At 67.7% G+C, this 26,566-nt stretch carries 32 protein-coding genes and 1 riboswitch; of the genes, 24 read left to right on the plus strand and 8 right to left on the minus strand.

Annotated elements, in window-relative coordinates; translation table 11 throughout:
- The 3 genes from RTU05_RS08615 to RTU05_RS08625 all read right to left on the minus strand — a co-directional run.
- On the minus strand, positions 1-534 hold a 534-nt coding region (locus RTU05_RS08615; RefSeq protein WP_312597449.1), incomplete at its 3' end, for a hypothetical protein.
- A gap of 191 nt (positions 535-725) precedes the next feature.
- Positions 726-902, minus strand: a complete 177-nt coding sequence (locus RTU05_RS08620; protein ID WP_312597451.1) for a hypothetical protein — start codon at positions 900-902, stop codon at positions 726-728.
- Positions 899-1,408: an AAA family ATPase gene (locus tag RTU05_RS08625; RefSeq protein WP_312597453.1), complete on the minus strand. Its 510-nt coding sequence runs from the start codon at positions 1,406-1,408 to the stop codon at positions 899-901. The genes RTU05_RS08620 and RTU05_RS08625 overlap by 4 nt, the downstream gene beginning before the upstream one ends.
- A 107-nt stretch (positions 1,409-1,515) precedes the next feature.
- On the opposite strand from RTU05_RS08625, the gene RTU05_RS08630 reads away from it, so the two are divergent.
- Positions 1,516-3,453 (plus strand): ATP-binding protein, encoded by a 1,938-nt coding sequence (locus RTU05_RS08630; RefSeq protein WP_312597455.1) that lies wholly within the window; start codon positions 1,516-1,518, stop codon positions 3,451-3,453.
- Between the two features lie 10 nt (positions 3,454-3,463).
- Here the strand turns inward: RTU05_RS08630 and thiC are convergent, their stop codons facing one another.
- The gene (gene thiC, locus RTU05_RS08635; protein WP_312597498.1) at positions 3,464-5,293 is read right to left on the minus strand and encodes a phosphomethylpyrimidine synthase ThiC; all 1,830 of its coding nucleotides are present in this window, start codon (positions 5,291-5,293) and stop codon (positions 3,464-3,466) included.
- A 139-nt stretch (positions 5,294-5,432) separates the two neighbouring features.
- Positions 5,433-5,542: riboswitch (TPP riboswitch) on the minus strand.
- Positions 5,543-5,669: 127 nt separating this feature from the next.
- On the opposite strand from thiC, the gene RTU05_RS08640 reads away from it, so the two are divergent.
- The gene (locus RTU05_RS08640) at positions 5,670-6,077 is read left to right on the plus strand and encodes a BLUF domain-containing protein (protein WP_312597457.1); all 408 of its coding nucleotides are present in this window, start codon (positions 5,670-5,672) and stop codon (positions 6,075-6,077) included.
- Between the two features lie 7 nt (positions 6,078-6,084).
- Here the strand turns inward: RTU05_RS08640 and RTU05_RS08645 are convergent, their stop codons facing one another.
- Together RTU05_RS08645 and RTU05_RS08650 are read right to left on the minus strand one after the other, a co-directional pair.
- Positions 6,085-6,468, minus strand: a complete 384-nt coding sequence (locus RTU05_RS08645) for a hypothetical protein (protein WP_312597459.1) — start codon at positions 6,466-6,468, stop codon at positions 6,085-6,087.
- A gap of 6 nt (positions 6,469-6,474) precedes the next feature.
- Positions 6,475-7,305, minus strand: coding sequence for a TIGR02587 family membrane protein (locus RTU05_RS08650; RefSeq protein WP_312597461.1), 831 nt, complete (start codon positions 7,303-7,305; stop codon positions 6,475-6,477).
- A 373-nt stretch (positions 7,306-7,678) separates the two neighbouring features.
- On the opposite strand from RTU05_RS08650, the gene RTU05_RS08655 reads away from it, so the two are divergent.
- The 4 genes from RTU05_RS08655 (at position 7,679) to RTU05_RS08670 (ending at position 13,064) form a co-directional block, all read left to right on the plus strand.
- Positions 7,679-8,353: an amino acid racemase gene (locus RTU05_RS08655; RefSeq protein ID WP_312597463.1), complete on the plus strand. Its 675-nt coding sequence runs from the start codon at positions 7,679-7,681 to the stop codon at positions 8,351-8,353.
- A 54-nt stretch (positions 8,354-8,407) separates the two neighbouring features.
- Positions 8,408-9,346 carry a nucleoside hydrolase gene (locus RTU05_RS08660; protein ID WP_312597465.1) on the plus strand — a complete coding sequence of 313 codons (939 nt, stop codon included), beginning with the start codon at positions 8,408-8,410 and terminating at the stop codon, positions 9,344-9,346.
- On the plus strand, positions 9,343-10,188 hold the full coding sequence (locus RTU05_RS08665) for a ribokinase (RefSeq protein WP_312597467.1): 846 nt from the start codon (positions 9,343-9,345) through the stop codon (positions 10,186-10,188). Before RTU05_RS08660 ends, RTU05_RS08665 begins: the two co-directional genes overlap by 4 nt.
- A 389-nt stretch (positions 10,189-10,577) precedes the next feature.
- A complete protein-coding gene (locus RTU05_RS08670) occupies positions 10,578-13,064 on the plus strand; it encodes a prolyl oligopeptidase family serine peptidase (protein ID WP_312597500.1) in 2,487 nt (828 codons plus the stop codon).
- Between the two features lie 217 nt (positions 13,065-13,281).
- On the opposite strand, the gene RTU05_RS08675 is transcribed toward RTU05_RS08670, so the two are convergent.
- Entirely contained in the window at positions 13,282-14,412 is a 1,131-nt protein-coding gene (locus RTU05_RS08675) for a zinc-dependent alcohol dehydrogenase family protein (protein WP_312597468.1), read from the minus strand.
- A gap of 137 nt (positions 14,413-14,549) precedes the next feature.
- Here RTU05_RS08675 and RTU05_RS08680 point away from each other — a divergent pair, with 137 nt between their 5' ends.
- Positions 14,550-14,984 (plus strand): thioesterase family protein, encoded by a 435-nt coding sequence (locus tag RTU05_RS08680; protein ID WP_312597470.1) that lies wholly within the window; start codon positions 14,550-14,552, stop codon positions 14,982-14,984.
- Between the two features lie 154 nt (positions 14,985-15,138).
- Here the strand turns inward: RTU05_RS08680 and RTU05_RS08685 are convergent, their stop codons facing one another.
- Complete coding sequence (locus tag RTU05_RS08685; protein WP_312597472.1) at positions 15,139-15,339, minus strand: hypothetical protein; 201 nt, start codon at positions 15,337-15,339, stop codon at positions 15,139-15,141.
- A gap of 140 nt (positions 15,340-15,479) precedes the next feature.
- Here RTU05_RS08685 and RTU05_RS08690 point away from each other — a divergent pair, with 140 nt between their 5' ends.
- From RTU05_RS08690 to tolQ, 17 genes are all read left to right on the plus strand, one after another.
- Positions 15,480-16,253, plus strand: coding sequence for a YebC/PmpR family DNA-binding transcriptional regulator (locus tag RTU05_RS08690; RefSeq protein ID WP_087120598.1), 774 nt, complete (start codon positions 15,480-15,482; stop codon positions 16,251-16,253).
- 46 nt (positions 16,254-16,299) lie between these two features.
- A complete protein-coding gene (locus tag RTU05_RS08695; RefSeq protein WP_312597474.1) occupies positions 16,300-16,578 on the plus strand; it encodes a hypothetical protein in 279 nt (92 codons plus the stop codon).
- 53 nt (positions 16,579-16,631) lie between these two features.
- Positions 16,632-16,853 carry a type II toxin-antitoxin system RelE/ParE family toxin gene (locus tag RTU05_RS08700; RefSeq protein ID WP_312597502.1) on the plus strand — a complete coding sequence of 74 codons (222 nt, stop codon included), beginning with the start codon at positions 16,632-16,634 and terminating at the stop codon, positions 16,851-16,853.
- 77 nt (positions 16,854-16,930) lie between these two features.
- Complete coding sequence (locus tag RTU05_RS08705) at positions 16,931-17,449, plus strand: hemerythrin domain-containing protein (RefSeq protein WP_312597476.1); 519 nt, start codon at positions 16,931-16,933, stop codon at positions 17,447-17,449.
- Positions 17,450-17,467: 18 nt separating this feature from the next.
- Positions 17,468-17,824: a hypothetical protein gene (locus tag RTU05_RS08710; protein WP_312597478.1), complete on the plus strand. Its 357-nt coding sequence runs from the start codon at positions 17,468-17,470 to the stop codon at positions 17,822-17,824.
- Between the two features lie 58 nt (positions 17,825-17,882).
- Positions 17,883-18,401, plus strand: coding sequence for a crossover junction endodeoxyribonuclease RuvC (gene ruvC / locus RTU05_RS08715; RefSeq protein ID WP_312597480.1), 519 nt, complete (start codon positions 17,883-17,885; stop codon positions 18,399-18,401).
- Positions 18,398-19,015 carry a Holliday junction branch migration protein RuvA gene (ruvA, locus tag RTU05_RS08720; protein ID WP_312597481.1) on the plus strand — a complete coding sequence of 206 codons (618 nt, stop codon included), beginning with the start codon at positions 18,398-18,400 and terminating at the stop codon, positions 19,013-19,015. Before ruvC ends, ruvA begins: the two co-directional genes overlap by 4 nt.
- Positions 19,016-19,187: 172 nt before the next feature.
- The gene (gene ruvB / locus RTU05_RS08725; RefSeq protein WP_312597482.1) at positions 19,188-20,219 is read left to right on the plus strand and encodes a Holliday junction branch migration DNA helicase RuvB; all 1,032 of its coding nucleotides are present in this window, start codon (positions 19,188-19,190) and stop codon (positions 20,217-20,219) included.
- Positions 20,216-20,341, plus strand: a complete 126-nt coding sequence (locus RTU05_RS08730) for a BrnT family toxin (RefSeq protein ID WP_312597484.1) — start codon at positions 20,216-20,218, stop codon at positions 20,339-20,341. The genes ruvB and RTU05_RS08730 overlap by 4 nt, the downstream gene beginning before the upstream one ends.
- A 126-nt stretch (positions 20,342-20,467) precedes the next feature.
- On the plus strand, positions 20,468-20,743 hold the full coding sequence (locus RTU05_RS08735) for a BrnA antitoxin family protein (protein WP_248118431.1): 276 nt from the start codon (positions 20,468-20,470) through the stop codon (positions 20,741-20,743).
- A 77-nt stretch (positions 20,744-20,820) separates the two neighbouring features.
- A complete protein-coding gene (locus RTU05_RS08740) occupies positions 20,821-22,293 on the plus strand; it encodes an alpha/beta hydrolase (protein WP_312597486.1) in 1,473 nt (490 codons plus the stop codon).
- A gap of 3 nt (positions 22,294-22,296) precedes the next feature.
- Positions 22,297-22,671 (plus strand): hypothetical protein, encoded by a 375-nt coding sequence (locus RTU05_RS08745; protein ID WP_312597488.1) that lies wholly within the window; start codon positions 22,297-22,299, stop codon positions 22,669-22,671.
- Positions 22,672-22,697: 26 nt separating this feature from the next.
- Positions 22,698-23,150 (plus strand): tol-pal system-associated acyl-CoA thioesterase, encoded by a 453-nt coding sequence (gene ybgC / locus RTU05_RS08750; protein ID WP_292044504.1) that lies wholly within the window; start codon positions 22,698-22,700, stop codon positions 23,148-23,150.
- 203 nt (positions 23,151-23,353) lie between these two features.
- Complete coding sequence (locus tag RTU05_RS08755; RefSeq protein WP_312597490.1) at positions 23,354-23,785, plus strand: hypothetical protein; 432 nt, start codon at positions 23,354-23,356, stop codon at positions 23,783-23,785.
- A 33-nt stretch (positions 23,786-23,818) separates the two neighbouring features.
- A complete protein-coding gene (locus RTU05_RS08760) occupies positions 23,819-24,916 on the plus strand; it encodes a helix-turn-helix domain-containing protein (RefSeq protein ID WP_312597492.1) in 1,098 nt (365 codons plus the stop codon).
- Between the two features lie 83 nt (positions 24,917-24,999).
- Positions 25,000-25,713, plus strand: coding sequence for a CPBP family intramembrane glutamic endopeptidase, BDIM_20840 family (locus RTU05_RS08765; protein WP_312597494.1), 714 nt, complete (start codon positions 25,000-25,002; stop codon positions 25,711-25,713).
- Positions 25,714-25,881: 168 nt separating this feature from the next.
- On the plus strand, positions 25,882-26,566 hold a 685-nt coding region (gene tolQ / locus RTU05_RS08770), incomplete at its 3' end, for a protein TolQ (RefSeq protein WP_312597496.1).

Consider the following 26,566-nt stretch of genomic DNA (forward strand, 5'->3'; position numbering starts at 1 on the left):
CCTGCACCTCGCCGCAACCATCTTATGGATGCGATAAGTGTCCACAGAACCTAGGGGGTCGGGCAGGTCGGCGGGCAGGTCAGCGTCGGGCGCGCGATCATCCAGAGGGGCGGGGTCGGGCTGGTCCCGGCGCCGCCAGCCTTCCTCGGCGGCGCGGGCGCGAAAGGTGCTGACCGCCATGCCGTAACGGGCGCTGACCGTCTCGGCGCTGTCGCCCGCCAGATAGTCCTTCGCCGCCGCCTGCCACGCAGCCTCTGACGCGCGGACATAGCCGCCGCGTGACCCGGCCCCGGTTGCATCCCGCGCGGCCATGATTTCCGCCATGGCCGCGGCGACCGCCGGATCGGTCGGGGCGCCGGGGATGTATTCGTCGACCGGCAGGTCGTCGGGATCGCGCCCCTCCTGCCAGGGGCCGATATTGCCGCGCGCATCGCCCATCGGCGGCACCTTGTGCCGGGGAATGTAGGACAGGTCCCCGAACTCGTTCTGCTCCCACTCGCCGCGCGCGATGATGCGGGGTGCGTTGCTGTCCATCTGCGTCTTCAGCCCCTGGCCCACGCCCCCGAAACGGAGCGCCGCCCCAGTCTAACCCCGCCCGGAACCGTGATAGGTCGGGGCCGCACATTTTGCCGAAAGACGAGGGATTTCAACGGCCCGCGCAGGCACATTGTGCATAGGAAGGCGGGCCAGCCGTTCATCCGCCCCGCTCTCGAGGGGAGGGGGGCCTAGGCGCGCGTCTTCCGGCGCGAGGGCGCGGCGTCGGCGGCGGTGACCAGATGCCCCTTCCAGCCGGGCGGCGGCAGGAACTTGCCGGACTTCTCCTCGCGCGTGCCTTCGCGCGCGATCCGCGCGGCGTCGCGTCCGGCCTTCAGAACAGTTTCTCGGTCGAAAAGCGTGTTCATTGCGGCCCCCAATCTAACAGTTCGAGGCCGTCGTCGCTACTCGCATAGACCTCCCACGCGTCCACCAGCGGTTTGTAGGTCGCCTCCAGATAGTCGAGGCTGAGGGTGAAACGGCGGCGCAGCGCAGCCTCGGGAATGTTGTGGCCGCCCTGGGCCACGCGGCGCGCCACGCGGGCGACTGAGAAGTCCGCCGAGGGCGGACGCAGATAGATCAGTTCGACCCGGTATCCGGCGGCCTTGAACCGGCGGATGCGCGGGGCGTGGGAGCGGGTGGCCAGGGTCGTCTCCAGAACCACGTCGTCCCGCTCGACGAACATGGCGTCCAGGCGCTCCAGCACCAGCCGCCCCGCCGCCAGATCGCGCGCCGCGCCTTCGCCCATCAGACCACGCGCGACCTCGTCCGGGTTCACGAACCGAAACGCCTCCGCCCGCTGACGCAGGAAGCGGTTGATGAAGGTGGTCTTGCCGGCGCCGTTCGGACCGGCGAGGAGGACGAGGGTGGGCATTGCGGTTCGGCTTTGCTATCGTGCCTCCGGACGCACGGCTTGTACTGTATTCTCGCAAGGCGGGAAATTCACTTCCGGCGGCTTAGCAGCTCTGCAATAAGTTCACTATGGCAGACAAATCAGAACAAGGAACGCTATTCGACGAACGCTTTCTCGGGCGTTACGCCGGTTCGATCATGTCGGACCCAACAACGGCGCTGGTTGAGTTGGTGGCCAATGCGTGGGACGCATATGCTACCAAGGTAGATATCATTTGGCCGAACAGCGCGACCCAGGCGATTTTTCAAATCACAGACAACGGGATCGGCATGTCGCCTAGCGAGTTTGAAACTCGCTGGCGAACTCTTGAGTATGACAGGATCAGCCATCAAGGCGGTCTCGTTGAGCCGCCTCATGAGCTAACCGGTGCCCTACCGCGCAAGGTGTATGGTCGTAACGGACGGGGCCGGCACGCAGCGTTCCTCTTTTCCTCACCTTATCGTGTGCGAACGTGGAAGAATGGCACCGAAGCTACCTATCTGGTCTCCCAAGGGGGCGTGACACAACCCATCCAAGTGTCGGAGCCAGTACTAATCAAGGGGGTGGAGGGCCACGGCACAGAGATCAGCGGCACCTCGCCGATTTCTTCATCGCTCACCGCAGATGATGCACGGTCGATTTTGAGCACGCGGTTCCTTATGGACCCGTCGTTCGAAGTGGCTGTGGATGGAGTGAAGGTATCGTTTGACGATGTACCAGCAGACTCCATTCAAGTAATCGAAGTGCCTGTCGATGGAATTGGAATCGCGAAACTCGTCGTCATCGACAGCATGCGGCCCGATCGAACGACCAAGCAGCACGGGGTTGCTTGGTGGGTAAATCGTCGGTTGGTCGGCCAAGGAGGCTGGAACGTTTTCGATGAGCGTTTCATCGATGGCCGAACGGAAGAAGCGAAGCGTTACACCTTCATCGTCTTTGCAGACTTCTTGGCCGCGTCTGTTTTGCCAGACTGGTCCAATTTTCGACCAGAGAACGAAGCCTGGCGCCAAACTCAGACAGAGGTCTCTCAGGCAATTCGACAAACGATCAGCGGCCTTACAAGCGAAAGACGCGAGAAAGCGAAGCAATCTGTACGGTCAAAGCATCTCGAAGCAGTTGACCAGATGCCCTTGGTCGAGCGGGGCCGGTGGGAGGCATTTCTGGATGAGATTGTCGAGAAGTGTCCCAGCCTGTCGGAGACGCAGATCGACCAGGTGATGGGGCTTTTAGCCAACCTCGAACTTTCTACGTCGCAGTATGCGCTGATTGAGAAGCTGCACGCGCTTTCGCCTGATGAGCTCGACGGGTGGAACGACGTTCTGGAAGAATGGTCGGTGGCTACGGCCAAGGCCGCTCTCGACGAGATCGCAAAGCGCCTAAGGCTAATCGAGGAACTCCGGGTTCGGACTGAGGATGAGGCTACGCAAGAGGTTCAAGACCTCCAGCCTTTGATCGGACAGTCGCTTTGGATATTCGGTCCACAGTTCGAGAGCATCGAATTTACATCCAACCGTGGCATGTCGACTGTAATTCGTGACCTGATGGGCGGCTCGGAGCCGGGCTCTCTTAACAGGCCAGACTTCGTGATCCTGCCGGATGGGTCGGTTGGCTTTTACTCGCGTCCTCTTTTCGACGAGTCGTTCAACGAGGTGGGAGTTGCAGCGCTTGTCGTTGTCGAACTTAAAAAGCCTGGTGTGCCACTGGGCGCACAGGAGAAGGGGCAAGCGTGGAAGTATATCAAAGAGTTGATGGCTAGAGGATATGTGACCGACCGGACTGACGTCGTTGCCTACGTGCTTGGCGATAGAATCGAAGCCGGTGAGACGGGAGATCGCCGCGAAGGTGACCGCGTAGTCATCCGACCTCTACTCTACAACGCTTTCATCGGGCAGGCGGAAAAACGCATGATGAACCTGCACCGCAAGCTTATTGATGCGCCCTTTATGCAGACATTTATGCGTGAGCTGGAGGAACGCCGTCAGCTCACACGCGGAGCGCAGCAAGCGTTAGATTTCGGCAACGCCTAACGAAACCCCCTCACACTTTCACCTCCACAACCCCGCCGCCGGCGCGGAACTTCGCGCTCATCTCCGCCATGCCGGCTTCGGCTTCCGACAGCGAACCGCCGGCGTCGTTCTGGGCCTTGGCGGCGTCGCGGATGTCCTGGCTGATCTTCATCGAGCAGAATTTGGGGCCGCACATGGAGCAGAAATGGGCGGTCTTGTGGGCCTCCTTGGGCAGGGTGGCGTCGTGGTATTTGCGGGCGGTTTCGGGGTCCAGGCCCAGGTTGAACTGATCCTCCCAGCGGAACTCGAACCGGGCGCGGGACAGGGCGTCGTCGTGCAGGCGGGCGGCGGGGTGGCCCTTGGCCAGGTCGGCGGCGTGGGCGGCGATCTTGTAGGTGATGACGCCGTCCTTGACGTCCTGACGATCCGGCAGGCCCAGGTGCTCCTTGGGCGTGACGTAGCAGAGCATGGCCGTGCCGAACCAGCCGATCATGGCCGCCCCGATGGCCGAGGTGATGTGGTCATAGCCCGGCGCGATGTCGGTGGTCAGCGGCCCGAGCGTATAGAAGGGCGCCTCGTGGCAGTGCTTCAGCTGCTCGTCCATATTCTGTTTGATCTTGTGCATCGGCACGTGGCCGGGGCCCTCGATCATGACCTGGCAGCCCTTGGCCCAGGCGATCTTGGTCAGTTCGCCCAGGGTCCGCAGCTCGGCGAACTGGGCCTCGTCATTGGCGTCGGCGATGGAGCCGGGGCGCAGGCCGTCGCCCAGGCTGAAGCTGACATCATAGGCGCGCATGATGTCGCAGATGTCCTCGAAATGCTCGTAGAGGAAGCTCTCCTTGTGGTGGGCCAGGCACCATTTGGCCATGATGGAGCCGCCGCGCGAGACGATGCCCGTCACCCGCTTGGCCGTCATCGGCACGAAGGGCAGGCGCACGCCGGCGTGGATGGTGAAATAGTCCACGCCCTGTTCGGCCTGTTCGATCAGGGTGTCGCGGAACACCTCCCACGTCAGGTCCTCGGCGATGCCGTTCACCTTCTCCAGCGCCTGATAGATGGGCACGGTGCCGATGGGGACGGACGAGTTCCTGATGATCCAGTCGCGGATGTTGTGGATGTTGCGGCCGGTCGACAGGTCCATGACGTTGTCGGCGCCCCAGCGGGTGGCCCAGACCAGTTTGTCGACCTCGTCATCGACGGAGGAGAGGACCGCCGAGTTGCCGATGTTCGCATTGATCTTCACCAGGAAGTTGCGGCCGATGATCATCGGCTCGACCTCGGGGTGGTTGATGTTGTGCGGGATGATGGCGCGGCCGCGGGCGATCTCCTGCCGGACGAACTCGGGCGTCACGAAGTCGGGGATGGCGGCGCCGAAGTCTTCTCCGTCGCGGATGCAGGGGCTGTTCTGCTCGCGGCGCAGGTTCTCGCGGATGGCGACATATTCCATCTCGGGCGTGATGATGCCGGCTTTCGCGTATTCGTACTGGGTGACCGGGCGGCCCTCGACGCCCTTGAAGACGCGGTGGTTCGAGACGTCGAAGCGGGGGGCGAGGTGGCGGCCGCTGGCGTGGCCGTTATCCTCGGGCTTGACCTCGCGCGGATTGGCGACGGGGGCGATGTCGCCGCGATCCAGCTGCCACGACGACTTCACGCGGGGCAGACCGCGCTTGATGTCGATGGTGACGGTCGGGTCGGTGTAGGGGCCGGAGCTGTCGTAGATCGTCACCGGCGGCTCGTTGGCCGAGGGGTGGACGGCGACCTCGCGGAAGGGGACGCGGATGTCGGGATAGAGTTCGCCGGCGACATAGACCTTGCGGCTGCCGGCCCGTTCGCCGGTCGGAATGGTTCCGGTCTCGCGCATGACCTCCTCGCGCGCGTCTTTCAGAGCCAACTCGACATTGGGCTCTTCGGGCAGGGCGGGCGGGGTGACTTGGATGTTCATGGCGGCCTCAAACGGTGTGAGGTCCGCCGACGTCGGGCGCGTGGGTCCTGTGGCGGAGGACCGAAAGCGTTACTCATCCCTTCGCCGGCATGACCCGGATCAGGTTCGACGGGTCAGAGGAGAAACCTCTATCTCAGCCGCTCGATTGCGACCCCCCGGAGAACGCGTTCAGCCTAACGCGGCCGACGGGGGAAGTCGAGATGTGCGATATCTGACATAAGTTATTGTTGTGGCGGCCATTTTTCAGGCTATGCTGTTCGGGCGGCGTTTCGTCGGGGACAGAGGAGGGGCGATCATGGGGCTGGCGCTGGAGCGGATCGTCTATACCAGCCGGGCGAGGGGCGACGCCGACAGCCTGCTGATGCAGGTGGATATCCTGGCGACATCGCAGCGCAACAATGCGCGCGACGACCTGACCGGGGCATTGATGATCCATGACGGCCGGTTCCTGCAGGTGCTGGAGGGCGCCGCACAGGACCTCGATCGGCTGATGATCCGGCTGGCCGACGACCGGCGGCACGAGGCGGTGACGATCATGGAGCGCATCCCTGTGTCCGAACGCCGCTTCACGGGATGGGCCATGGCCAGCGTACGCGTGACCCCTGCGTTGGAGCCTCTGCTGCGCGAGACCGTAGCCGATGGCCGGTCGAGCACGGAGGCGGTCGAGCGGATGCGGCAGGCCGTGATGGCGCAGTCCGCCTAAGCCTGTCTCAGGGCGCCGACCAGCCCTTGACCGCGACGGCCGCCCGGCGCGGATCGGCGTCGAAGCGGAGGTAGGCGCGGGCGTGGCCGTGGCCGGGGACGTAGTCCAGGGTCGCGGTGGCGGTCTGGTCGCCCAGCACGCCCTCTATATCGACGGCGGCGGCGGTGTCGTCGCCGTCGTTGCGCACACGGACGGTCGCGACCTGGCCGGCGGCGGTGGACTGGACCGCCACGATGCGGGCGCTGAGGGCGGGGGGCGACGACGGCTGCAGCGCCTCCCACACCACGATGCCGACCGCGCCCAGGGTGACGGCCGCGCCGACCCCGGCCATGACCCACTGAAGCACCGGGCGAGGCGTGGAGGCGGCGGCGCGTTTCGTCTTGGCGGGCATGGGCGGTCAGACCAGAAGGCGGGCGGCGGCGGCCCCGATGGAGGCGGGAAAGCCCAGGACGACCATGGTCTGGACCACGCCGGCGACCGAATGGCCGTCGGCGCGCCCGAACAGGAACAGGGTGAACAGGCTGACCCCAAGGGCGATGGCGTAGCCGGGCAGGGTGAAATGCAGGAAGGCGGCGGCGGGACGGTCGGCCTCTTCCTGACCGGCGAAGCCCGCCTTGAAGACGATCAGGTGCAGCAGCAGGACCGACACCGCGATCATGGCGAGGATGTGGGCGGGCGAGGCCTTGTAGGCGATCAGGATCATCTCCTCGGTCGGGGCGATGTTCAGGGCGAAGAACAGGGCGCCCGCCGCCATCAGGAACAGTTCGCCGAAATAGGAGGCCTCCTCCTCGTCCGTGTCGCCGCCGCCTTCACCGCTGAGCTGACGCCGGGCCAGAAGGGCGCCCATGGCGCCGGGAACGGCCTGAAGCGCGACCATGCCCAGGGCCTCGCGCGGCGGGGCGTCCCATTCCACCACGCCGAACAGGATCAGCAGGAGGGAGGCGGTGACGAAGCCGACCGCCAGGGCGACGGCGGTGTCCAGCGCGTCGTTGACCAGGCCGCGCCGCTTTGAAAACCCCGCATAGTAGGACAGGCCGTACAGCAGCGGCAGGCCGCACAGGATGAAGGTCAGCAGCCGCCAGCGGTCCATGACCACGCCCTGCTCCCACATCTCCATCGTCATCAGCAGCGGAATGTTGAACACCAGGGCGCCGGCGAAGGCGCGGCCCAGATCCGACACATAGGCCCGCTCTCGATCCAGGTTCACGAACGGGGCGGCGGCGGTCATGGGACGGCAACGGTCGAGGCGCGGCTTGGCTCCCGCCGAGCCGGGCGAACGGTGTTCAGGCGGGGTTCATCGACGGCCAAGCCTAAGGCTAATCGACTTTCGAATTCAGATCGTCATTCCGGGTCGTCCGAAGGACGAACCCGGAACCCAGGGGGCGCGCATCCGGCGTCGGCTGCGTTCAGCGGCGCGACCTTAGCCCTGGGTTCCGGGTTCTTCGCTTCGCTCAGCCCCGGAATGACGATCTGATAATTCGATTGACTGAGTGTCGATTGAACCTAGCGGATTCCGGGAGCGTCGCTAAGCGATTTGGCGGTCTGTCGCTGGGGCGTCTCGAGCGCTCGAACGCGAACCGATGCGGTTCAGAAAGGGTGGCATGAGCAGGATCCTGGGCGTTCTGGGCGGGATGGGGCCGGCGGCGACGGTGGCGTTTCTGGCGCGGGTGCAGGCGTTGACGCCGGCCGAGGGGGATGCGGACCATATTCGGGTGGTGATGGACCTGAACCCCCAGGTTCCCGACCGAAATGTGCGGCCGGGCGAGGCGGAGGAAGAGCTGGGGCGGATGGCGGCGCGGCTGGCGGCGGCGGGGGCGCACGTGATCGCCATGCCGTGCAACACCGCCCATGGTCAGGCGGCGGCCATCCGCGCCGTGTGCGCGGCGCAGGGCCTGAAATTCATCGACATGATCACGGCGACGGCGGATGCGGCGGCGGCGTCCGGAGCGCGGCGGATCGGGGTCCTGGCGACGCCGGGGGGCGAGCGGTTGTATCAGGCGGTGCTGGCGGCGCGCGGGGTCGAGGCGGTGTTGCTGGACGGCGCGGACCGCGAGACCTTCATGGGCCTGGTCTATGGGGTCAAGCGCGGCGACGTCGGCGAGACGGCGCGGGCGGGGATGCGCGGGCTGGCCCGGGCCCTGGCGGATGCGGGGGCGAAAGCCCTGATCGCGGGGTGTACGGAGGTTCCGCTGTTGCTGCGGGCGGAGGAGGCCGCCGCGCCGCTGACGGACTCGGCCGATGTGCTGGCGCGGGCCTGCGTCGAGGCGTGTCTGTAGTTTCATCCCTCGACGGGGGTTGCCCCACGGCGTTCGGCCCGCCAAACGAAGCGGGTGAGCATTCAATCCCTGATCATCGATTGCGACCCCGGCGTGGATGACGCCGTGGCGCTGTTCCTGGCCTTTGCGGCGCCCGAGCTGGAGCTGCTGGCCGTCACCACGGTCGGGGGCAATGTCCCCGGCGCCAAGACCCAGCGCAATGCGCGGATCATCCGCCAGATCGCCGGGCGCGAGGACGTGCCGGTGTTCGGCGGGGCGGAACGGCCGCTGAAACGCCCGCCGGCGGGGGCGGGGGAGTTCCATGGGCCGGAGGGGCTGGGCGATCTGGAGCCGTTCGAGCCGACGGGCATCGTCGGCGACGGGCCGGCCGCCAACGCCATCGTCGACCTGGTGATGCGCCGCCCCGAAGGCTCGGTCGCCATCGCCGTCCTGGGGCCGATGACCAATCTGGCGCTGGCCATGCGGCGCGAGCGGCGGCTGGCCGAACGGCTGGGGCCGGTGGTCGTCATGGGCGGCGCGCGGGCCGAGGGCGGCAACATCACGCCTTCCGCCGAGTTCAACATCTGGGCCGACCCGGATGCGGCGGCGGTGGTGTTCGGATCGGGGTGTCAGGTCGTCGCCTTCGGCCTGGACGCGACCCATCAGGTGCGCGCGACCGAGGACCGGATCGCCGCCGTCGAGGCCATCGACAGCGACGCCGCGCGGGCCACGGCGGCGATGCTGCGGTTCTCGCAACGGGTCGAGCGCGAGGTCGTGGGGTGGGATTCAGCCCCCCTGCACGACCCCTGTCCCATCGCCTGGCTGATCCGGCCCGACCTGTTCGAGACGAAGGCGTGCCGGATCGAGGTGGAGACCGCCTCGGATCTGACGCGCGGCCATACTGCGGTGGAGTTCCGGGTCGATCCGGCGACGGCGCGGCATCGCTGGGCCGTGGCGGCGGACGCGCAGGGGGTGTTCGACCTGATCGTCGAGACGCTTAAGGGCGCGGCATGAGGATCACCGTCGTCGGCTCGATCAACCTGGACCTGGTCGCCAGCGCGCCCCAGCTGCCGGCGCCGGGCGAGACGGTGACGGGGGCGACCCTGGCGCGCCATCCGGGGGGCAAGGGCGCCAACCAGGCGCTGGCGGCCGAGAAACTGGGCGCCGAGGTCTGTCTGATCGGCCGGGTCGGCGACGACGCCATGGCCGGCGAGGCCCTGGCCCTGATGGAGGATCTGGGCGTCGATCTGGCGGGGGTGGAGATCGATGTGGCCGCGCCCACCGGCGTCGCCCTGATCGCCGTCGATCCGAGCGGCGAGAACCAGATCGTGGTCGCGGCCGGGGCCAACCACATGGTCACGCCCGAACAACTGCCGCAGCGGATCGAGGGCGCGCTGATCGTCCAGCTGGAGCTGCCGATCGAGACGGTGGAGGCGGCGGTGGGCCGGGCGACGGGCTTCGTCTGCGCCAATCTGGCGCCCGCCGCCCCGGTGTCGGAACTGTTGCTGCGCCGCGCCGACCTGATCGTGGTCAACGAGACCGAGGCCGCCTTCTATGGCGACGGCCTGCACCGGGGCGGCGGCCGGGTGGTGGTCACCAAGGGCGCCAAGGGTGCGGCCATGTACCAGCGCGGCGTCGAAATGGCCTGGGCGACCCCGCCGGTGGTCGAGGCGGTCGATGCGACCGGCGCCGGCGACGCCTTCGTGGCGGCGATCACGGTCGCCCTGCTGGAAGGCATGGACTCGGCCGAGGCGTTGCGGTTCGCCTGCGCGGCCGGGGCTGTCGCGGCGACGCGGGCAGGGGCGCAACCGTCCGCGCCGGAGCGGGATGAGGTGGAGCGGTTGCTGGGGGCCTGAACCTCACCTTCGTCGGCGTTATTCCGGGGCGTCCGAAGGACGGACCTGGGAGCCAGGCCGCGGGTTTGGGCCAAACGTGTCCGATGGCGGGGCGCTGGTCCTGGGTTCCGGGTTCCTCGCTGCGCGCGGCCCCGGAATGACGATTTGGGAGGGCTTCACCAATCCGCTCATTCCCGCGAAAGCGGGGACCCAGCGCTTTGGGCGAACGGTCCGAAAAGAATGACGCGGGCCTGATCCACGTCCTGCCGAGCGAAAGAACTGGGGCCCCGCTTTCGCGGGGATGAGCGGGGAAGACATCCTTGTCTGTAACACCGTAACAGCATTCGGGGTTGGCGTCGGGGGCGGGGGCGGGTAGGTCTGGGGTTCGGCTTTTGTGGGGACTTCGGATGATGACCATGGGTATGCGGGGCGCCGGGCTGGCACTGGCGACGGTGTTGCTGGCTTCGACGGCGGGGGCGGCGTTCGCCCAGACGGGGAACGGGACGGCGGCGAACAGCCCTGCGGCGGCGGGGCCGATGGTCTATCAGCAGCCGCCGGCGCCGATCGCGGACATTCTGGACGCCAAGCCGACGCCGTCGTCGATGCTGAGCCCGGATCGGCGGACGCTGGTGCTGATGGATCGGTCGAACCTGCCCAGCATCAAGGCCCTGGCCGAGCCGATGCTGAGGCTGGCCGGAACGCGGATCAATCCCAGGAACAACGGCGCGGCCGAAAGCCGGGTGTCGTGGCTGACGGGCCTGAGCCTGCAGGCGGTGGACGGTGGGCAACCCCGCATCGTGGCCCTGCCCAGCGGCGCGCGGTTCACGGCGCCGCGGTTCTCGCCGGACGCCAAGTCGCTGGTCTTTGTGATGGATCGGCCGACGGGGCTGGAGCTTTGGGTCGTGGACGTGGCCTCGGCGCGGGCGCGCAAGCTGACCGATCCGGTGGTCAATATGACGGGCGGGACGGGGTATGAGTGGCTGCCCGACAGTTCGGGCCTGCTGGTCGAGGCGGTTCCGGCGGGGCGCGGGCCGGCGCCGGACGTGACGGCGGCGCCGACGGGGCCGAACATCGAGGAGACGGCCGGGCGGGTGGCGCCGGTGCGGACCTATCAGGACCTGTTGTCGAACCCCGGCGACGAAGCCCTGTTCGACCATTATTTCACCAGCCAGCTGACACTGGTTCCGCTGAACGGCCGTGTACGGACGATCGGGGCGCCGGCGGTCTATCTGGATGCGTCGGTGTCGCCGGACGGCAAATACATCCTGCATGAGATCGCCAAGCGGCCCTATTCCTATGCGGTGCCGGACGATCTGTTCCCGACCGAGATCGTGGTGACGGATCTGAACGGGCGGGTGGTGCGGACCATCGCCGACCTGCCGCTGAGGGACGATGTGCCGACCGCCTTCGACGCCGTGGCGCCGGGGCCGCGTTCGGTCGGCTGGCGGGCCGATGCGCCGGCCACCCTGACCTGGGTCGAGGCGCTGGACGGCGGCGACATCAGGCGCGAGGCCGAGTTCCGGGACCGGGTCTTCATGCAGGCCGCGCCGTTCACGGGCGAGCCGGTCAAGCTGATCGATCTGAAGGAGCGGTATGGCGGCATCGTCTGGGGTCGGGACGACCTGGCCATCGTCAACAGCCGCTGGTTCAACACCCGGCACGAGACGCGGTTCACAGTCGATCCGTCCAATCCGGGCCAGGGCCGGGTGCTGCTGGAGCGGAACTATCAGGCGCGCTACGACAATCCGGGCCAGCCGGTGACCCAGCCGAACGCGGCGGGGCGGTCGGTGATCCGGTTCGATCCGCAGGGGCGCATCCTGATGTCGGGCGCGGGCGCCACGCCGCAGGGCGAGTTCCCCTTCCTGGCCGCGATGGACCCGGCGACCGGGCGCAGTGAACGGCTGTGGACCTCGGCCGATACGGATTACGAGGCGGTGGTCGGCTTTTTGGATGCGGACGGCAAGCGGGTGGTGACGCAGCGCGAGACGCGGCTGGATCCGCCCAACCTGCAGATCCGCGACCTGACGACGGGCCAGACGACGCGGCTGACCAACTTCCCCGATCCGGCGCCGCAGCTGGCCGAGGCGACGCGGCAGCTGGTGACCTATGAGCGGGCCGACGGGGTCAAGCTGTCGGGGACGCTGTATCTGCCGGCCGGTTACGACAAGGATCGCGACGGGCCGCTGCCGATGCTGATGTGGGCCTATCCGGCCGAGTTCACCGATGCGGCGGTGGCGGGCCAGACGGTGGATGTGCAGAACCGCTTCGTGCGGCCGGGCGGGTCCAGCCATCTGTTCCTGCTGACCCAGGGCTATGCGATCTTCGACAACCCCTCCATGCCCATCATCGGCAAGGACGGGGCCGAGCCGAACGACACCTACGTCGAACAGCTGACGGCGGACGCCCAGGCGGCGGTGGATGCGGTGGTGCGGATGGGGGTGGCGAACCGCGACCGGATCGCCGTAGGCGGCCACAGCTACGGCGCCTTCATGACCGCGAACCTCTTGGTCCACACCGACCTGTTCAGGACCGGGATCGCGCGCTCCGGGGCCTATAACCGCACCCTGACGCCGTTCGGCTTCCAGTCCGAGCAGCGCAATTATTGGGAGGCGACCGAGGTCTATACCGAGATGTCGCCCTTCACCTACGCCGACAAGATGAACGAGCCGATCCTGCTGATCCACGGCGAGGCGGACGACAATTCGGGCACCTTCCCGGTGCAGTCCGAGCGGTTCTATGCGGCGCTGAAGGGGCTGGGGGCGACGGCGCGCTACGTCACCCTGCCGCTGGAGGCGCACGGATACCGCGCGCGGGAATCGGTGGGCCATACGCTGTGGGAGATGACCCGCTGGCTGGACCAGTATGTGAAGAACGCGCCGCCGAGGACGGGCCGTTAGAGGCGTTCGTCACAACGGGCACGACGAGGTCACGAAGGACACGACGGGACCGGAGCAGCGTTGGCTTCCGGTTCCCATGTCCAGGCGGTTGGTCGATCTGCGGCTTCGCCGCCGCAGGCCATCAGGACGTTGGCGACCGGCACGGCTCCGTCGTGCTCGTCGTGACCGCGTTGTGCCCGTTGTGATGCGCTTTTTCTCAGGCTTTGGCAGAGGCTGATCAGGGCCGCACGATCAGCCGGACGACCTCGCCGGCGTGGAGGCGGTCGAAGCCGCTGTTGATGTCGTCCAGCGGGATGACGCCGCTCATCAGTCGGTCCACGGGCAGGCGGCCCTGGCGATAGAGGGCGACGTAGCGGGGGATGTCGCGGCTGGGCACGCAGGTTCCGATGTAGGAGCCCTTCAGCGTGCGCTCCTCGCCTACCAGGGAGACGACGTTGACGGCCAGGGCCGCGTCGGGCGGCGGCAGGCCGGCGGTCACGGTGGTTCCGCCGCGCCGCGTCATCTTCCAGGCGTTTTCCAGCGCCCGGACCGAGCCGGCCATTTCGAAGGCGAAGTCGGCGCCGCCGTTCGTCAGGGCGCGGACCTGATCGACCGCATCGGGGTCGGCGGCGTTGACGGTCAAGACCGGGCCGAGGGTGCGGGGCAGGGCCAGCTTCTCATCGGACAGATCGACGGCGACGACGGGCGAGGCGCCCGAGGCCAGGGCGCCCAGGACGCTGGCCAGGCCGACGCCGCCCAGGCCGATGACGACCACGCTCTGGCCCGCCTTCACCCCTGCGGTGTTCACCACGGCGCCGACCCCGGTCAGGACGGCGCAGCCGAACAGGGCCGCCTCCTCGAACGACAGGGCGGGGTCGATCTTCACCAGCGAGCGGCGCGAGACCACGGCGCGTTCGGCGAAGGCGGAGCAGCCCAGGTGGTGGTTGACGGGTTCGCCCTCGCGGAAAATGCGGCGGGCGCCGGACAGAAGCTCGCCCCGGCCATTGGCGGCGGCGCCCGGCTCGCACAGGGCGGGGCGGCCGCCCGCGCACGGGTCGCAATGACCGCAGGACGGCATGAAGACCATGACGACGTGATCGCCGACGCTGAGGTCCGTGACCCCTTCGCCCAGGGCCTCGACCACCCCGGCCGCCTCATGCCCCAGGGCCATGGGCATGGGGCGGGGGCGGTCGCCGTTGATGACCGACAGATCCGAATGGCACAGGCCGGCGGCCTTGACGGCGACCCGGACCTCGCCGGGGCCGGGCGGGTCCAGCGTGACGGTCTGGACCGACAGGGGGCGGCTGTCGGCGTAGGGCAGGGCGGCGCCCCTCTGCGACAGGACGGCGGCGCGGGTGGTCAGGGTCATAGGGGCTCCCCTTGGCGCGCGCTGTCGGCCAGCGCGTTCGTGATCGGACGCCTACCGATAGGCGCTTGACCTTACGTCGTCCAAGCGAGAGCGTCGGGATCGAGAGCGGCGGTTCGCGTCGCCCAGAGGAAACGACGATGCCGAAACGTGACGAGGGCGCCCTGGCGCAACGGGCGACCTACAAGGCCTATCACATGGTCTCCACCCGCTGGGCCGACAACGACCAGTACGGCCATATCAACAACGCCAAATTCTACGAGTTCGTGGACTCGGCGGTGAACGCCCATCTGCTGATCGCCGACGCCCTGAACCAATCCATCGGCCTGGTGGTCGATTCCGGCTGTCGTTACACCTCGTCGCTGAAGTTCCCCGACGTGATCGAGGTCGGGATCAAGGTCGACCGCATCGGCACCTCCAGCGTCACCTACGGCTTTGCGGTGTTCAAGCGCGGCGTCGACGCGCCCGCCGCCATCGGCCATTTCGTCCACGTCTATGTCGACGCCGAAACCCGCCGGCCCAAGCCGTTGCCCGAACGCCTGCGCGCGGTGGTGGAGAACCTGCGGGCGGATTGAGGGGGGCTTTTTAAATCCCGCTCATCCCGGTCAAAGCAGGGACCCAGCGCTTTTGGCGGAAGATCGCGATGTTCTGACGCGCTCACCGTCCAAAGCATTGCCGAGCGAAAGTACTGGGTCCCGGCTTTCGCCGGGATGAGCGGAATAAAGTTATTCAGTCGTCCAGGCGGCCGATCAGGAACAGGGCGCCGACGGCGGTGAGGGCGCCCAGGGTGAAGGCGGTGATGACGGCGCCGGCTGCGACGGCGGTGGAGACGGTGACGGGGCGAGCCTCGTACCATTCGACGATGTCGGCCTCGTGCAGGTCGTCGTCCATATAGCCTTCGGCTTCGTAGATGGTGTCGTCGGCGGTCATGACTTTACGCTCCGTCTCTCTTGCCGGGATCAATACGCCCAAACGGTGGAGGTTCCACCCCCGCGAGCCATCGTGACAGGATGCCGCCCATCGTTTAGGACGCGCGGCTCAAGGTTTCAGAACGCGCAAAAGACGATCCCATGGCCGGCCACTCGAAATTCAAGAACATCATGCACCGCAAGGGGCGCGCCGACGCGCAGCGCTCCAAGCTGTTCTCCAAACTGTCGCGCGACATCACGGTGGCGGCCAAGTCGGGTCTGCCCGACCCGGCGGCCAACCCGCGCCTGCGCCTGGCGGTCAACAACGCCAAGGCCGAAAGCCTGCCCAAGGACGTGATCCAGCGGGCCATCAACAAGGCCGCCGGCGGCGACGTCGATACGATGGAGGAGGTTCGCTACGAAGGGCGGGGTCCGGGCGGCGTGGGCATCATCGTCGAGGCCTTGACCGACAACCGCAACCGCGCGGCCTCTAACATCGGCACGGCGTTCAAGAAGAACGGCGGGGCCCTGGGCGAGATGAACTCGGTCGCCTTCATGTGGGACAAGGTGGGCAAGATCACCTATCCGGCCGAGGCGGGCAGCGAGGACGCGGTGATGGAGGCCGCCATCGAGGCCGGCGCCGCCGACGTCGAGAGCGACCTGGTCAAGCCCGACATCTACGAGGACGCGCCGGGCCACGTGATCTGGACCGCCTACGAGGACCTGAACGAGGTGGCCGAGGCCATGTCCAAGGTGCTGGGCGACCCCAAGTCCACCGCCATCGTCTGGAAGCCGCAGTCGGACGTGCCGGTCACCGGCGAGGCCGTGGGAACCCTGTTCAAGCTGCTGGACGCGCTGGACGCCGAGGACGACGTATCGGCCGTCTATTCCAACGAGGACGTCTCGGACGAGGACGCCGCCAAATACGCGGGGTGACGGGCGGCGCGTTTCACGCCCCTGGGGGCTGTGATACGGTTTCCGCATGACCGTGCACGTGACCATCGCCCTGGATGAGGCCGTCAAGGCCAAGCTGGACGCCCTGGCGGACGCCCGGCAGGCGCTGATCGACGACATCGTCGCCATGGCGGTGCTGGACATGGCGGTGGAAGAAGAGGCCGCGCCTTTCGTCTCCGCAGACGAGGAGGCGGCCTTCGCGGCGGCCGTGGAGCAGGGGTTGAAATCCTTGGCGGAAGGCCGGGTCCACTCGCACGAGGAGGTGGTCGCAGCGCTTGCTGTGCAGCGGGCCGCCCGCGGGGGATGAGGGTCGATTGGACCGACGAGGCGCTGGCCGACTTGCTCGACGCCTAAGCCTTCATCGCCGCCGATAATCCCTCAGCCGCAGAACGGGTGCAGGATCGCCTGATCGAGGTTGCGCGCACTCTGAGCGACATGCCGAACCGCGGCCGGGAGGGACGCCAGGCCGGGACGCGCGAACTGACCGTCTTGGGCACGCCCTATTCGATCGTTTATGCGGTCGGCGACGAGGCGGTCACGATCCTCCGTCTCTGGCACGGCGCGCGCGAACCGTTGGCCTGACAGCAGCGAGTCGTTCGCACGGAACCGGCCGGGGTGTGGGGCGTATCGGGGCTTCACCATTACGCCCGGAGCGCCCCATGGACATCACCCAACTGATCCTCGACGACCATGCCGAACAGCGTCGGCTGTTCTCGATCATCGAACAGATCGATCCCAAGGACACGGACGCCCTGACCAAGGTGTGGGGCCGGCTGTCGGCGTTCCTGGACGTCCATGCCGAGGCCGAGGAGCGGTTCTTCTATCCCGAGCTGCTGAAACAGGGCGAGGGGGCCAACGACGCCGAGGACGGCACGGTCGAGGGCGAGACCGAGGACGCCATCGAAGACCACAACAAGTTGCGCGACGCGGTCAAGGCCGTCGAAAAGCACAAGGTCGGGTCCAAGGCCTGGTTCGAGGCGGTGGGCGAGGCGAATGTGGTCAACTCCAAACACATGGGCGAGGAGGAGCGGCAGGGGCTGACCGATTTCCGCATGAACGCCGACATCGACATGCGCCATGACCTGGCGGTCAAGTTCGCCGCCTTCGAGGCCGAGCACATCACCGGGGTCAGGCCGGTCAACAAGGACCCCGAAACCTATGTCGAAAAGCACGGCTGAGGTCGGGAGCGACGGAGGATGCAGCAGGGGCGCGATCCGAGGACCGATCTGCCCGGCGCGGCGGGGCCGCCGGTGGAGGGCGCGCGCTGGGCGTGGGTCAAGGCCGGCGCCTGGGGCGGGGCCATCGTCGTCCTGCTGTGCGCCGCCGCCGTGACGACATGGCTGGTGACGCGGGTGCAGACGGCCGTGACGAACCGGCGGCAGGAGGCGACGCCTAGAGTCCAGGTCGTGGAGCCGCCGCCGGTGATCGCCGAACCGACGGCCGAGCCCGCGCCGGTGGAGACGGATGCCGCGACGGTCGAGGTCGAGCCTGTTTCGCCGGAGCCGCCGGCCCAGGACGCTCCGCCTCGCCGCCCTTTGCGGATGCAGCGCTGAGGGCCGATCCGAAACCGTTCATTGCCCGCTAACCCTCTTTGCGGCATGAGGGGAACGGATGGCGAACGAACCGATCAGAATCATCGGGCTGGACCCCGGTCTCAGGCGCACCGGCTGGGGCGTGATCGCGGCCGAGGGGTCGCGGCTGCGCTGGATCGCGCATGGTGTGGTGACGCCGCCCGAGGCCGCGTCCTTCGCCGAGCGCCTGGTGCATCTTCTGGACCATGTGGGGGCGGTCTGCGCCGCCCACGGCTGCGAAGAGGCGGCGGTGGAGGAGGTGTTCGTCAATGTGAACCCGTCCTCGACGCTGAAGCTGGGCCACGCGCGGGCGGCGGTGATGCTGGCGCCGGCCAAGGCGGGTCTGGCTGTGGCGGAATATTCGCCGAACCTGATCAAGAAGGCGGTGGTGGGCGCAGGTCATGCGGACAAGAGCCAGATCGCCTTCATGGTCAAACGGCTGTTGCCTGCGGCGGGCGAGGTCAAGGCGGACGCGGCCGATGCGCTGGCGGTGGCGATCACCCATGCGCAGTTGAGGAAGCGGAACCTGTTGGAAGCGATGCATCGGGGGGCGGCGTGATCGGTCGTCTGAGAGGGGTTCTGGCCGAGGTCGGGGAGGCGGACTGCCTGATCGACTGCGCCGGCGTGGGCTATGTGGCGTCGTGCGGGGCGCGGACGCTGGGGCGGCTGCCGGCGCCGGGCGACGAGGCGACGCTGCACATCCATTCGCAATGGAGCGAGGATGCGGGGCCGCGCCTGTACGGCTTTCTGACGCGCGACGAGCGGCGGGCGTTCACGACCCTGCTGGCCATTCAGGGGGTGGGGCCGAAGGCGGCGCTGGCGGTGCTGGACGTGCTGCCGCCCGGCGAACTGGCGGGGGCGGTGGCGCGCGAGGACAAGGCGGCGGTGGCGCGGGCCAATGGCGTGGGGCCGAAACTGGCGCTGCGGATCGTCACCGAACTGAAGGGCAAGCCGCTGGGCGAGACCAGTTTTGCGCCGCATGCGCCGGGGATGCACGTCGAGATCGCGCCGCCCCCGCCGTCGATCACCGGCGAGGCGGTGTCGGCCCTGCTGAGCCTGGGCGTGGTCGAGGTCAATGCGCGTCGCGCCGTCGATCAGGCCCTGATCCGGCTGGGCGAAGAGGCCGAACTGTCGGCGGTGATCCGGGCGGCGCTGCAGGAGTTGGGGCGGTGAGGGGAAGGGAGTGGCGAGTGGCGAGTGGCGAGTGGCGAGTGAAAAGTGAGCAAAGCGGTGAGCGTAGAGGTGAGCGAGACACAACCTCGGCGACCGCCTGGCTCACCTCTTGCTCACTAGCACTCTTCACGTCTCGCCACTCGCCACTCGCCACTCGCCACTCGGCGCACTCATGACCCGCATCCTCTCCCCCGAGGCCGAAACGGGCGAAGCCTATGACCGCGCCCTGCGGCCCCAGACCCTGTCCGAGTTCGTCGGCCAGTCGCAGGCCAAGGGCAATCTGAAGGTCTTCATCGACGCGGCGCGCGGGCGGGGCGAGGCGTTGGACCATGTGCTGCTGTTCGGACCGCCGGGCCTGGGCAAGACCACCCTGGCGCAGATCGTGGCGCGCGAACTGGGGGTGGGGTTCCGGGCGACGTCGGGGCCGATCCTGGCCAAGGCGGGCGATCTGGCGGCGATCCTGACCAATCTGGAGCCGCGCGACGTCCTGTTCATCGACGAGATCCACCGCCTGAGCCCCCAGGTCGAGGAGATCCTGTATCCGGCCATGGAGGACCAGGTGCTGGACCTGATCATCGGCGAGGGGCCGTCGGCGCGGTCGGTGCGGATCGACCTGGCGCCGTTCACCCTGGTCGGCGCCACGACGCGGGCGGGCCTGTTGGCCACACCCTTGCGGGATCGGTTCGGCATTCCGCTGCGGCTGGAGTTCTATACGCCGGAGGAGCTGACCGCCGTGGTGCGGGGCACGGCGCGCAAGATGGGCGCGGGCATCGACGAGGGCGGGGCGCTGGAGATCGCGCGCCGGGCGCGGGGCACGCCGCGCATCGCCGGGCGGCTGCTGCGCCGGGTGCGGGACTTCGCCGACGCCGACCGCTGCGAGACGATCACCAAGGCGGTGTCTGCACGGGCGCTGGCGCGGCTGGAGGTGGACGAATCCGGCCTGGACAGCCTGGATCGCCGGTTCCTGAAGGCGCTGATCGAGAACTATGGCGGGGGGCCGGTGGGGATGGACACCCTGGCCGCCGCCATCGCCGAGGCGCGCGACGCGGTCGAGGACGTGATCGAACCCTATCTGCTGCAACAGGGCTTCATCATGCGCACCCCGCGCGGCCGGGTCGCCTGCGCCAAGGCCTACGCCCACCTGGGGCTGAGCGCGCCGCAGCCGCCCGCCGCCGGTCCCGCGCCGGGCGACCTGTTCGAATGAGGATCGGCTTCGATCCAGGCAAGGATGCGAGCAATCGCGCCAAGCATGGATTGTCGCTGGCGCGGGCGGCCGAGATGGACCTTCACGCCGCCGCCGTCCTTGCCGACGACCGCCAGGATTAGGGCGAGCCACGATGGCGCGCCTATGGTATGTTGGACGGGCGCTGCATATGCTGGCCTTCACCTTCCGGGACGGGACGTTGAGGGCCATCAGTCTGCGGCGAGCGAACGCCAGGGAGTGCAAACGCTATGGCTGATCCCAAACTCAGCCTCGATCCGAACGACTATGCGGACGTCGAGATCGACGATTCAGACAACCCCGAATGGACCGACGAGGACTTCGCCAAGGCCCAGCCCCTGCGCGAGGCCATGCCGGACCTCTACGCCCGGTTGACCGCCGAGCAGGACGTGGCGCTGAAGCTGTCGGCGGAGACGATCAAGGCCTTCGCCGAGGAGGGGGAGGACTGGCGCGAACGGATGGCGCAGGCCCTGACGGACGCGGCGCGGCGCAAGCGCGCGGCCTGATCCCCCGCCCCCTGTTCGAATAGGCGTTGCCAAGCCGGGGCGGATCGGCGTTTGCTGGCGCGGCATCGGAGCGCCCCATGATCTTTCGTCCTGTCGCGGCATTGGTTTTGAGCCTTGGATTGTGGGGCGGCCTGGCGGCGGCGACGCCGGCCCGCGCGGCGGCGCCCGTCTTCACCGAAAAACCCTGTCCGACCGACTGGCCGACCGACGTGCGCAAGACGACCTGCGGAACCCTGACGGTGGACGAGGCGCGCGGCACGGCCAGCGACCGGCGCATCGAGGTGGCGGTGGTGGTGCTGAAGGCCAGCCAGCCGTTCACGGACGCCTCGGGCCGGGCGCTGCCGCCGGTGTTCATGTTCCACGGCGGGCCGGGCGGGGCGCTGACGCCCGGCGTCGGCAATATGCTGCGCGCGTTGGCGCGGCGGCCGGACCTGATGGCGGTGGACCAGGATGTGGTCCTGTTCGACCAGCGCGGGGGCGGGCGGGGCGATCCGTCTATGGACTGTCCGAGGGTGCAGCTGACCGATGCGGGGCCGCCGTCGGACGCCGACCGCGACGGTCTGATCGCCTGTCTGAAAGCCTATCAGGCCAAGGGGATCGACCTCAACCAGTACAACGCCGCCGTCATCGCCGACGACGTGCGCGAACTGGCCCAGGTGCTGGGCTACGACAGGATCGACCTGTGGGGCGGCTCCTACGGGCCGCGCATCGAGGCGGCGGTGATCACCCACCAGCCGCAGATCGTGCGGGCGGCGGTGATGGACAGCCCCTGGCCGCCGGAGGGAAATTGGGCCGTCGGCACGCCCGAACAGGTGTCGGCGGCGGTGCGGCTGATCCTGGCCAAATGCCAGGCGCAGGCGGCCTGCGCGACGCGGCATCCGAACCTGCAGGCGCGGTTCGAGTCCGAGGCGCGAAAATGGCTGGCCGGGCCGGTCACGGGCAAGGACGGGCGCACCTTCACCGTCGACGACCTGTCGGCCTTTCTGATGGACACGACCTATAGCGCGACGGGGGTGCGGCGGCTGCCGGCCGATCTGGAGGGGATCATCGCCGGAAACCTGACGCCGGTGGCCGAGATCGCGGAGGACCGCACCTATTACACCGAGGGCCAGCACATGGCCCATCTGTGCAAGGAGGAACTGCCGTTCGAATCCAGGGCGCGGCTGGCGGCCGGGGCGGCGGGCGATCCTGTGGCCGAGGTGCTGGTCCCGTCGCTGTCGCGCCTGTTCGACGTGTGCGACGCGGTGGGCGAGAGCCCGGCCGCGCCCATCGAGAACCAGCCCGTCACGACCGACATCCCGACCCTGTTCGTCGCCGCCGAGATCGACCCCGGCTGTCCCCCGCCCCTGACCGAGGCGGCGGCCAAGGGCTATTCCCGCAGCCAGGTGGTGATCGTGACCAACGCCACCCACGGCGTCATCAACGCCAGCCCCTGCACGCGAAAGATGGCGCGCGACTTCCTGCGCGATCCGTCCGCGCCGGTGGACCGCAGCTGCCTGCCGGCGGCGGACACGCCGCTGGACTTCATCGAGGCCGCCACGGCGGGATAGGGGATGCGCGGGCGATTCTCCCAACAGCGACGGACCTGGGCCCTGATCGCGGCGGCGGGGGTGCTGGCCCTGTGCGCGGGCGGGGTTTGGCTGGCGACGCGGCCGAGCGGCGCTCCGGCGCCCGAACCGGCGAACGAGCGGGTGATGCGCCAGATCCGGGTGCAGGCGGGGCGGGGGGCCGAGTTGCGCTATTCCGAACCGGGGCAGAGGCGGGCGGTGTGCGGCTATATGGGGCGCCGGCCGGGCGGGCCGGCGACGGCCTTCGTCTCCATTCCCAACCGGATCCTGTTCAGCGACGACCCCCTGCCGACCGAGTTCCGCGAGATGCGCCTGCGCTACTGCCCCGGCTTCAGCGGCGCGCCGGCGGGGGCGCGCTGAGGCGTCGGTTGCGCTAGATTGCGGTCATGAGCATCGACCTTCCCACCGCCGGCCGATTCGAGGGGCGCGACCATCTGTTGCCGGTGCGCGTCTATTACGAGGACACCGATTTCACGGGCCTGGTCTATCACGCCAACTATGTGCGGTATTTCGAGCGGGGCCGGTCCGATTTCCTGCGCGCCATCGGGGTAGGGCACGCCGATCTGCTGGAGGAGGCCGAGCCGCTGGCCTTCGTGGTCGCCGAGTTGAATATCAGATATCTGAAGCCCGCGCGCATCGACGACGCCCTGGTGGTCCGCACCGTCTATGAGCAGGTGAAGGGCGTTCGGTTGATCATCCGCCAGAGCGTGGAGCGGGCGGGCGAGGTGCTGTGCCGGGCCGAGGTGACGGCGGTGTGCATCCACCTGGACGGCCGCCCGCGCCGACCGTCGAAGGGGCTGGTCGAAAAGGTGACGCCGTGGCTGGCGGGGGCGGGGTAGAACCCTCGTATCCCGCTCCTCCCGGCGAAAGCCGGGACCCAGTGCTTTGGGCGAAGGTTGCATGAGATCAAAAGTCGGTGGTCATCCGACGCACTCTCTCTGCGAAAGATCTGGGTCCCGGCTTTCGCCGGGATGAGCGGAGAAGTTGGGTGCATACTGGCCGTGAAGTGCTCTAAAATCACCGCGAAACGTGGGGGAAGGTCATGGCGAGCGAAAACTACAACATGTCGGCCGGCGCGGTCGTGGTGTCGGTTCTGCTGGTGCTGCTGCTGGTCGGCGGCGGCCTGGTGGGCTGTCCCTATTACAAGGTCTGGGAGCGCAAGATGGCGGGCCAGGCCGAGCTGCAATACCAGCAGGGCGCGCGCCAGGCGCTGATCGCCCAGGCGGCGGCGGAAGACGAGGCGGCGATCAAACGGGCCGAGGCGGCGACGCGCCGGGTGCTGGGCTGGACAGACGCGGCCAAGCGCGGCTGCGCCGAACTGGGCCGCCCCGGCGACCGTCAATGCGAGGAGCAACTGCTGAAGGACGCCGCCACCTACTCCATCGCCAAGGAAGGCCACGAGGGCGTCATCATCAGCGTCGGCGCCCCGGTCTCGGTCGCGGTCGATCCGACTCGGCGGGCTGCGTCGGAGTGAACTTTATGCGTCGTCGCCCATCGTCGTGACGGGATGATCATCGGTCAGATCGACGTCGCCATTCGGGCAGGGGCGGCAGTGACGATCCTGCTGTTAGCGTGGCTGCTGCTGCGCCAACGACGGCGGATCGGCCTGCCCGCCGTTCTGTTCGCGCCGATGGCCCTGTGCCTGTCCGGTTTCATTATCGGCAATACGCCCTTTGACGATCTGTCTCCTGACGGATTGGTCGGCGTCGCCGCCAATGTAACGAGCGGCTTTACGGTCATTTTCCTGTGGTGGTTCTGCCTGTCGTGCTTCGATAGCCGGTTCAGGCTGAAGGGGGGCGTGCTGGGCGTCGGCCTGGCGTGGGGCCTGATCGCCGCGCTGGATCGCGGACTGTTTGGCGATGCGCTGGCGCGGATGGAGTGGTCGCGTCTGCTGGTGCCGCTGGGCTTTGCGATAGTCGGCCATCTGGTCTGGCGCCTGCTGGCCGAACGTCAGGGCGACCTGATCCAGCAGCGTCACGACGCCCGCATCATGGTGGCGGTGCTGTTGGGCGGGATGCTGTTCGTCGATCTGTCGGCGGATGTGCTGTTCGGGTTTGCGTGGCGTCCGCCGGTGTTCGCCATGACCCAGAATGCTATGGTCCTCGGGTTCGGGCTCTGGCTGGCGGGGACGCTTTTGAGCGTACGGCCCAACGTGCTCACGTTCGGGGTCGCCGAAACAAGGATGTCGCCAGCCGGGATTGCGACTCAGGCCGTTCTTGAACGGGATAACGTGCTGCATCGCCGGCTGATCGCCCTGATGGAGACGGACCGGGTCTTTCTCGATCCCGAGCTTACGTTTGCGGCGTTCGTCGTGCGGATGGGCGCGCCGGAACGCACCGTGCGCACCCTGGTCAATCATGAACTGGGCCACGATCATTTCCGCAGCTTCCTGAACCACTACCGTGTTGCGGAGGCCCGCCGGTTGTTGCGCGAACAGGCGCGATCCGACGACAAGCTGGTCGCAATTGCGTTGGACAGCGGGTTCGCGTCGCTGGCTAGCTTCAACCGGGCGTTCCGGGCCATCGAAGGATGTGCGCCCAGCCAGTATCGAACTGCCGCCAGACGGGAAGATTTCGGCTCCGCACACGAAAACGCCCGGTTCTGAGAAGCGAAAAGCCGGGTTCTGAGAAGACGCATCGCCCGGCCCCCAATAGCACTTGCCCCGTCAAAGGGATGAGGGGTGGACGCGTGAACGGATTGATCGGTTTGGGGGGCGTGCTGGCGCTTCTGCTTGTGGTGGGAACGCTGATCGGATTGACAGATCGCACACGCTTTTCATGGCGTTGGCTGCTGATCGCGGCGCTGTTGGTAGCGGTCAACGATGCGCTTCTTACGGGTTTCTATGGACTGCTTCCGGATGTGATCGGCGGGGCGTGGAACTGGCAGGGCAAGCTGCTCGCTGTGAGCGCCACCCTGGTAATCGCCGCATCATCTGCGTTCGGATGGCGTCGCAGCGGGCTCACTTTCGTTCAGACCCGGGGCAGCCTGCAGGCCGCCCTGCCGGTCGCCGTCCTCTACTGCGCCTTCTTCGTCGTCATCGCTTTGGCTTTTCCGGGTGAGCCGGCCACCGGCGAGGACATCGCCTTCCAACTGACCATGCCCGGATTGGAGGAGGAGCCCTTCTATCGCGGCATTCTGTTGCTTGCCCTGTGTCAGGCGTTTACCGGCACGAAGCGTTTCCTCGGTGTCGACTGGAGCTGGGGCGTGGTTCTGTCGTGCGTCCTGTTTGGACTGGCGCACGCCTTTGGGTTTTCGCAGGGTCAGTTCTCGTTCGATCCGATGACGATGGCGCTGACGGCTCTGCCGTCGTTTATCGCCGTCTGGCTGCGCCTGCGAACCGGAAGCCTGCTGTTGCCCATCCTGCTGCACAATTTCGGCAATGCGTTCTCGTTGGTCGTCTAGCATTCGCGCAGATCGGGCACGGAATAACCGTTCGTTAACCCTTATGACGCGCCTGTCAGATGACGGGCGGTCGGGTCGTCGCTAAACGGGCCGCACGCCACACAATGGTCACGTCCCCTCGGTCGAAGAAGGGACGTGACCGATCCCGATTCCGCCCGGAGCGCCTGAATGACCATGCCCGTCGACGCCTCGATGATGAACCCCGTCGAGCTGTTCATGACCGCCGACTGGGTGGTGAAGACGGTCATGATCGGCCTGGCGGCGGCCTCGGTCTGGTCATGGACCATCATCATCGACAAGGCGGTGCGGTTCACCGCCCTGAACCGACAGGCCGACGACTTCGAAAAGGCGGTGCAGTCGGGCCGATCGCTGGAGGAGGTGTCGGCCCAGGCCGGGCCGGAGCCGGACCACGCCCTGCCGCGCATGCTGGTGATCGCCCTGTCGGACTGGCGCGAGGCGCGCCAGCGCGGGGTGCTGAACGAGCATCAGGGCGACCTTCTGATGGTGCGGATCGACAAGGCGATGAACAGCCTGATCGCGCGCGAAGGCCAGCGGATCGAGAACGGCCTGGGCGTGCTGTCGGTCGTGGCCACGGCCTCGCCCTTCATCGGCCTGTTCGGCACGGTCTGGGGCATCATGAATGCGTTCGGCCGCATCGCGGCGGCGGGCAACACCAATCTGACGACGGTGGCGCCGGCCATCGCCGAGGCCCTGTTCGCCACGGCCATCGGCCTTGCGGCGGCCATTCCGGCCTATATCGCCTACAACAAATTCTCCATCGACGCGGGCAAGTTCACCGGCCGGCTGGAGGCGTTCGCCGACGACCTGCAGGCCGCGGTCGCGCGCCGGCTGG

This window comes from Brevundimonas sp., from assembly GCF_032017145.1.
Taxonomy (GTDB): Bacteria; Pseudomonadota; Alphaproteobacteria; order Caulobacterales; family Caulobacteraceae; genus Brevundimonas.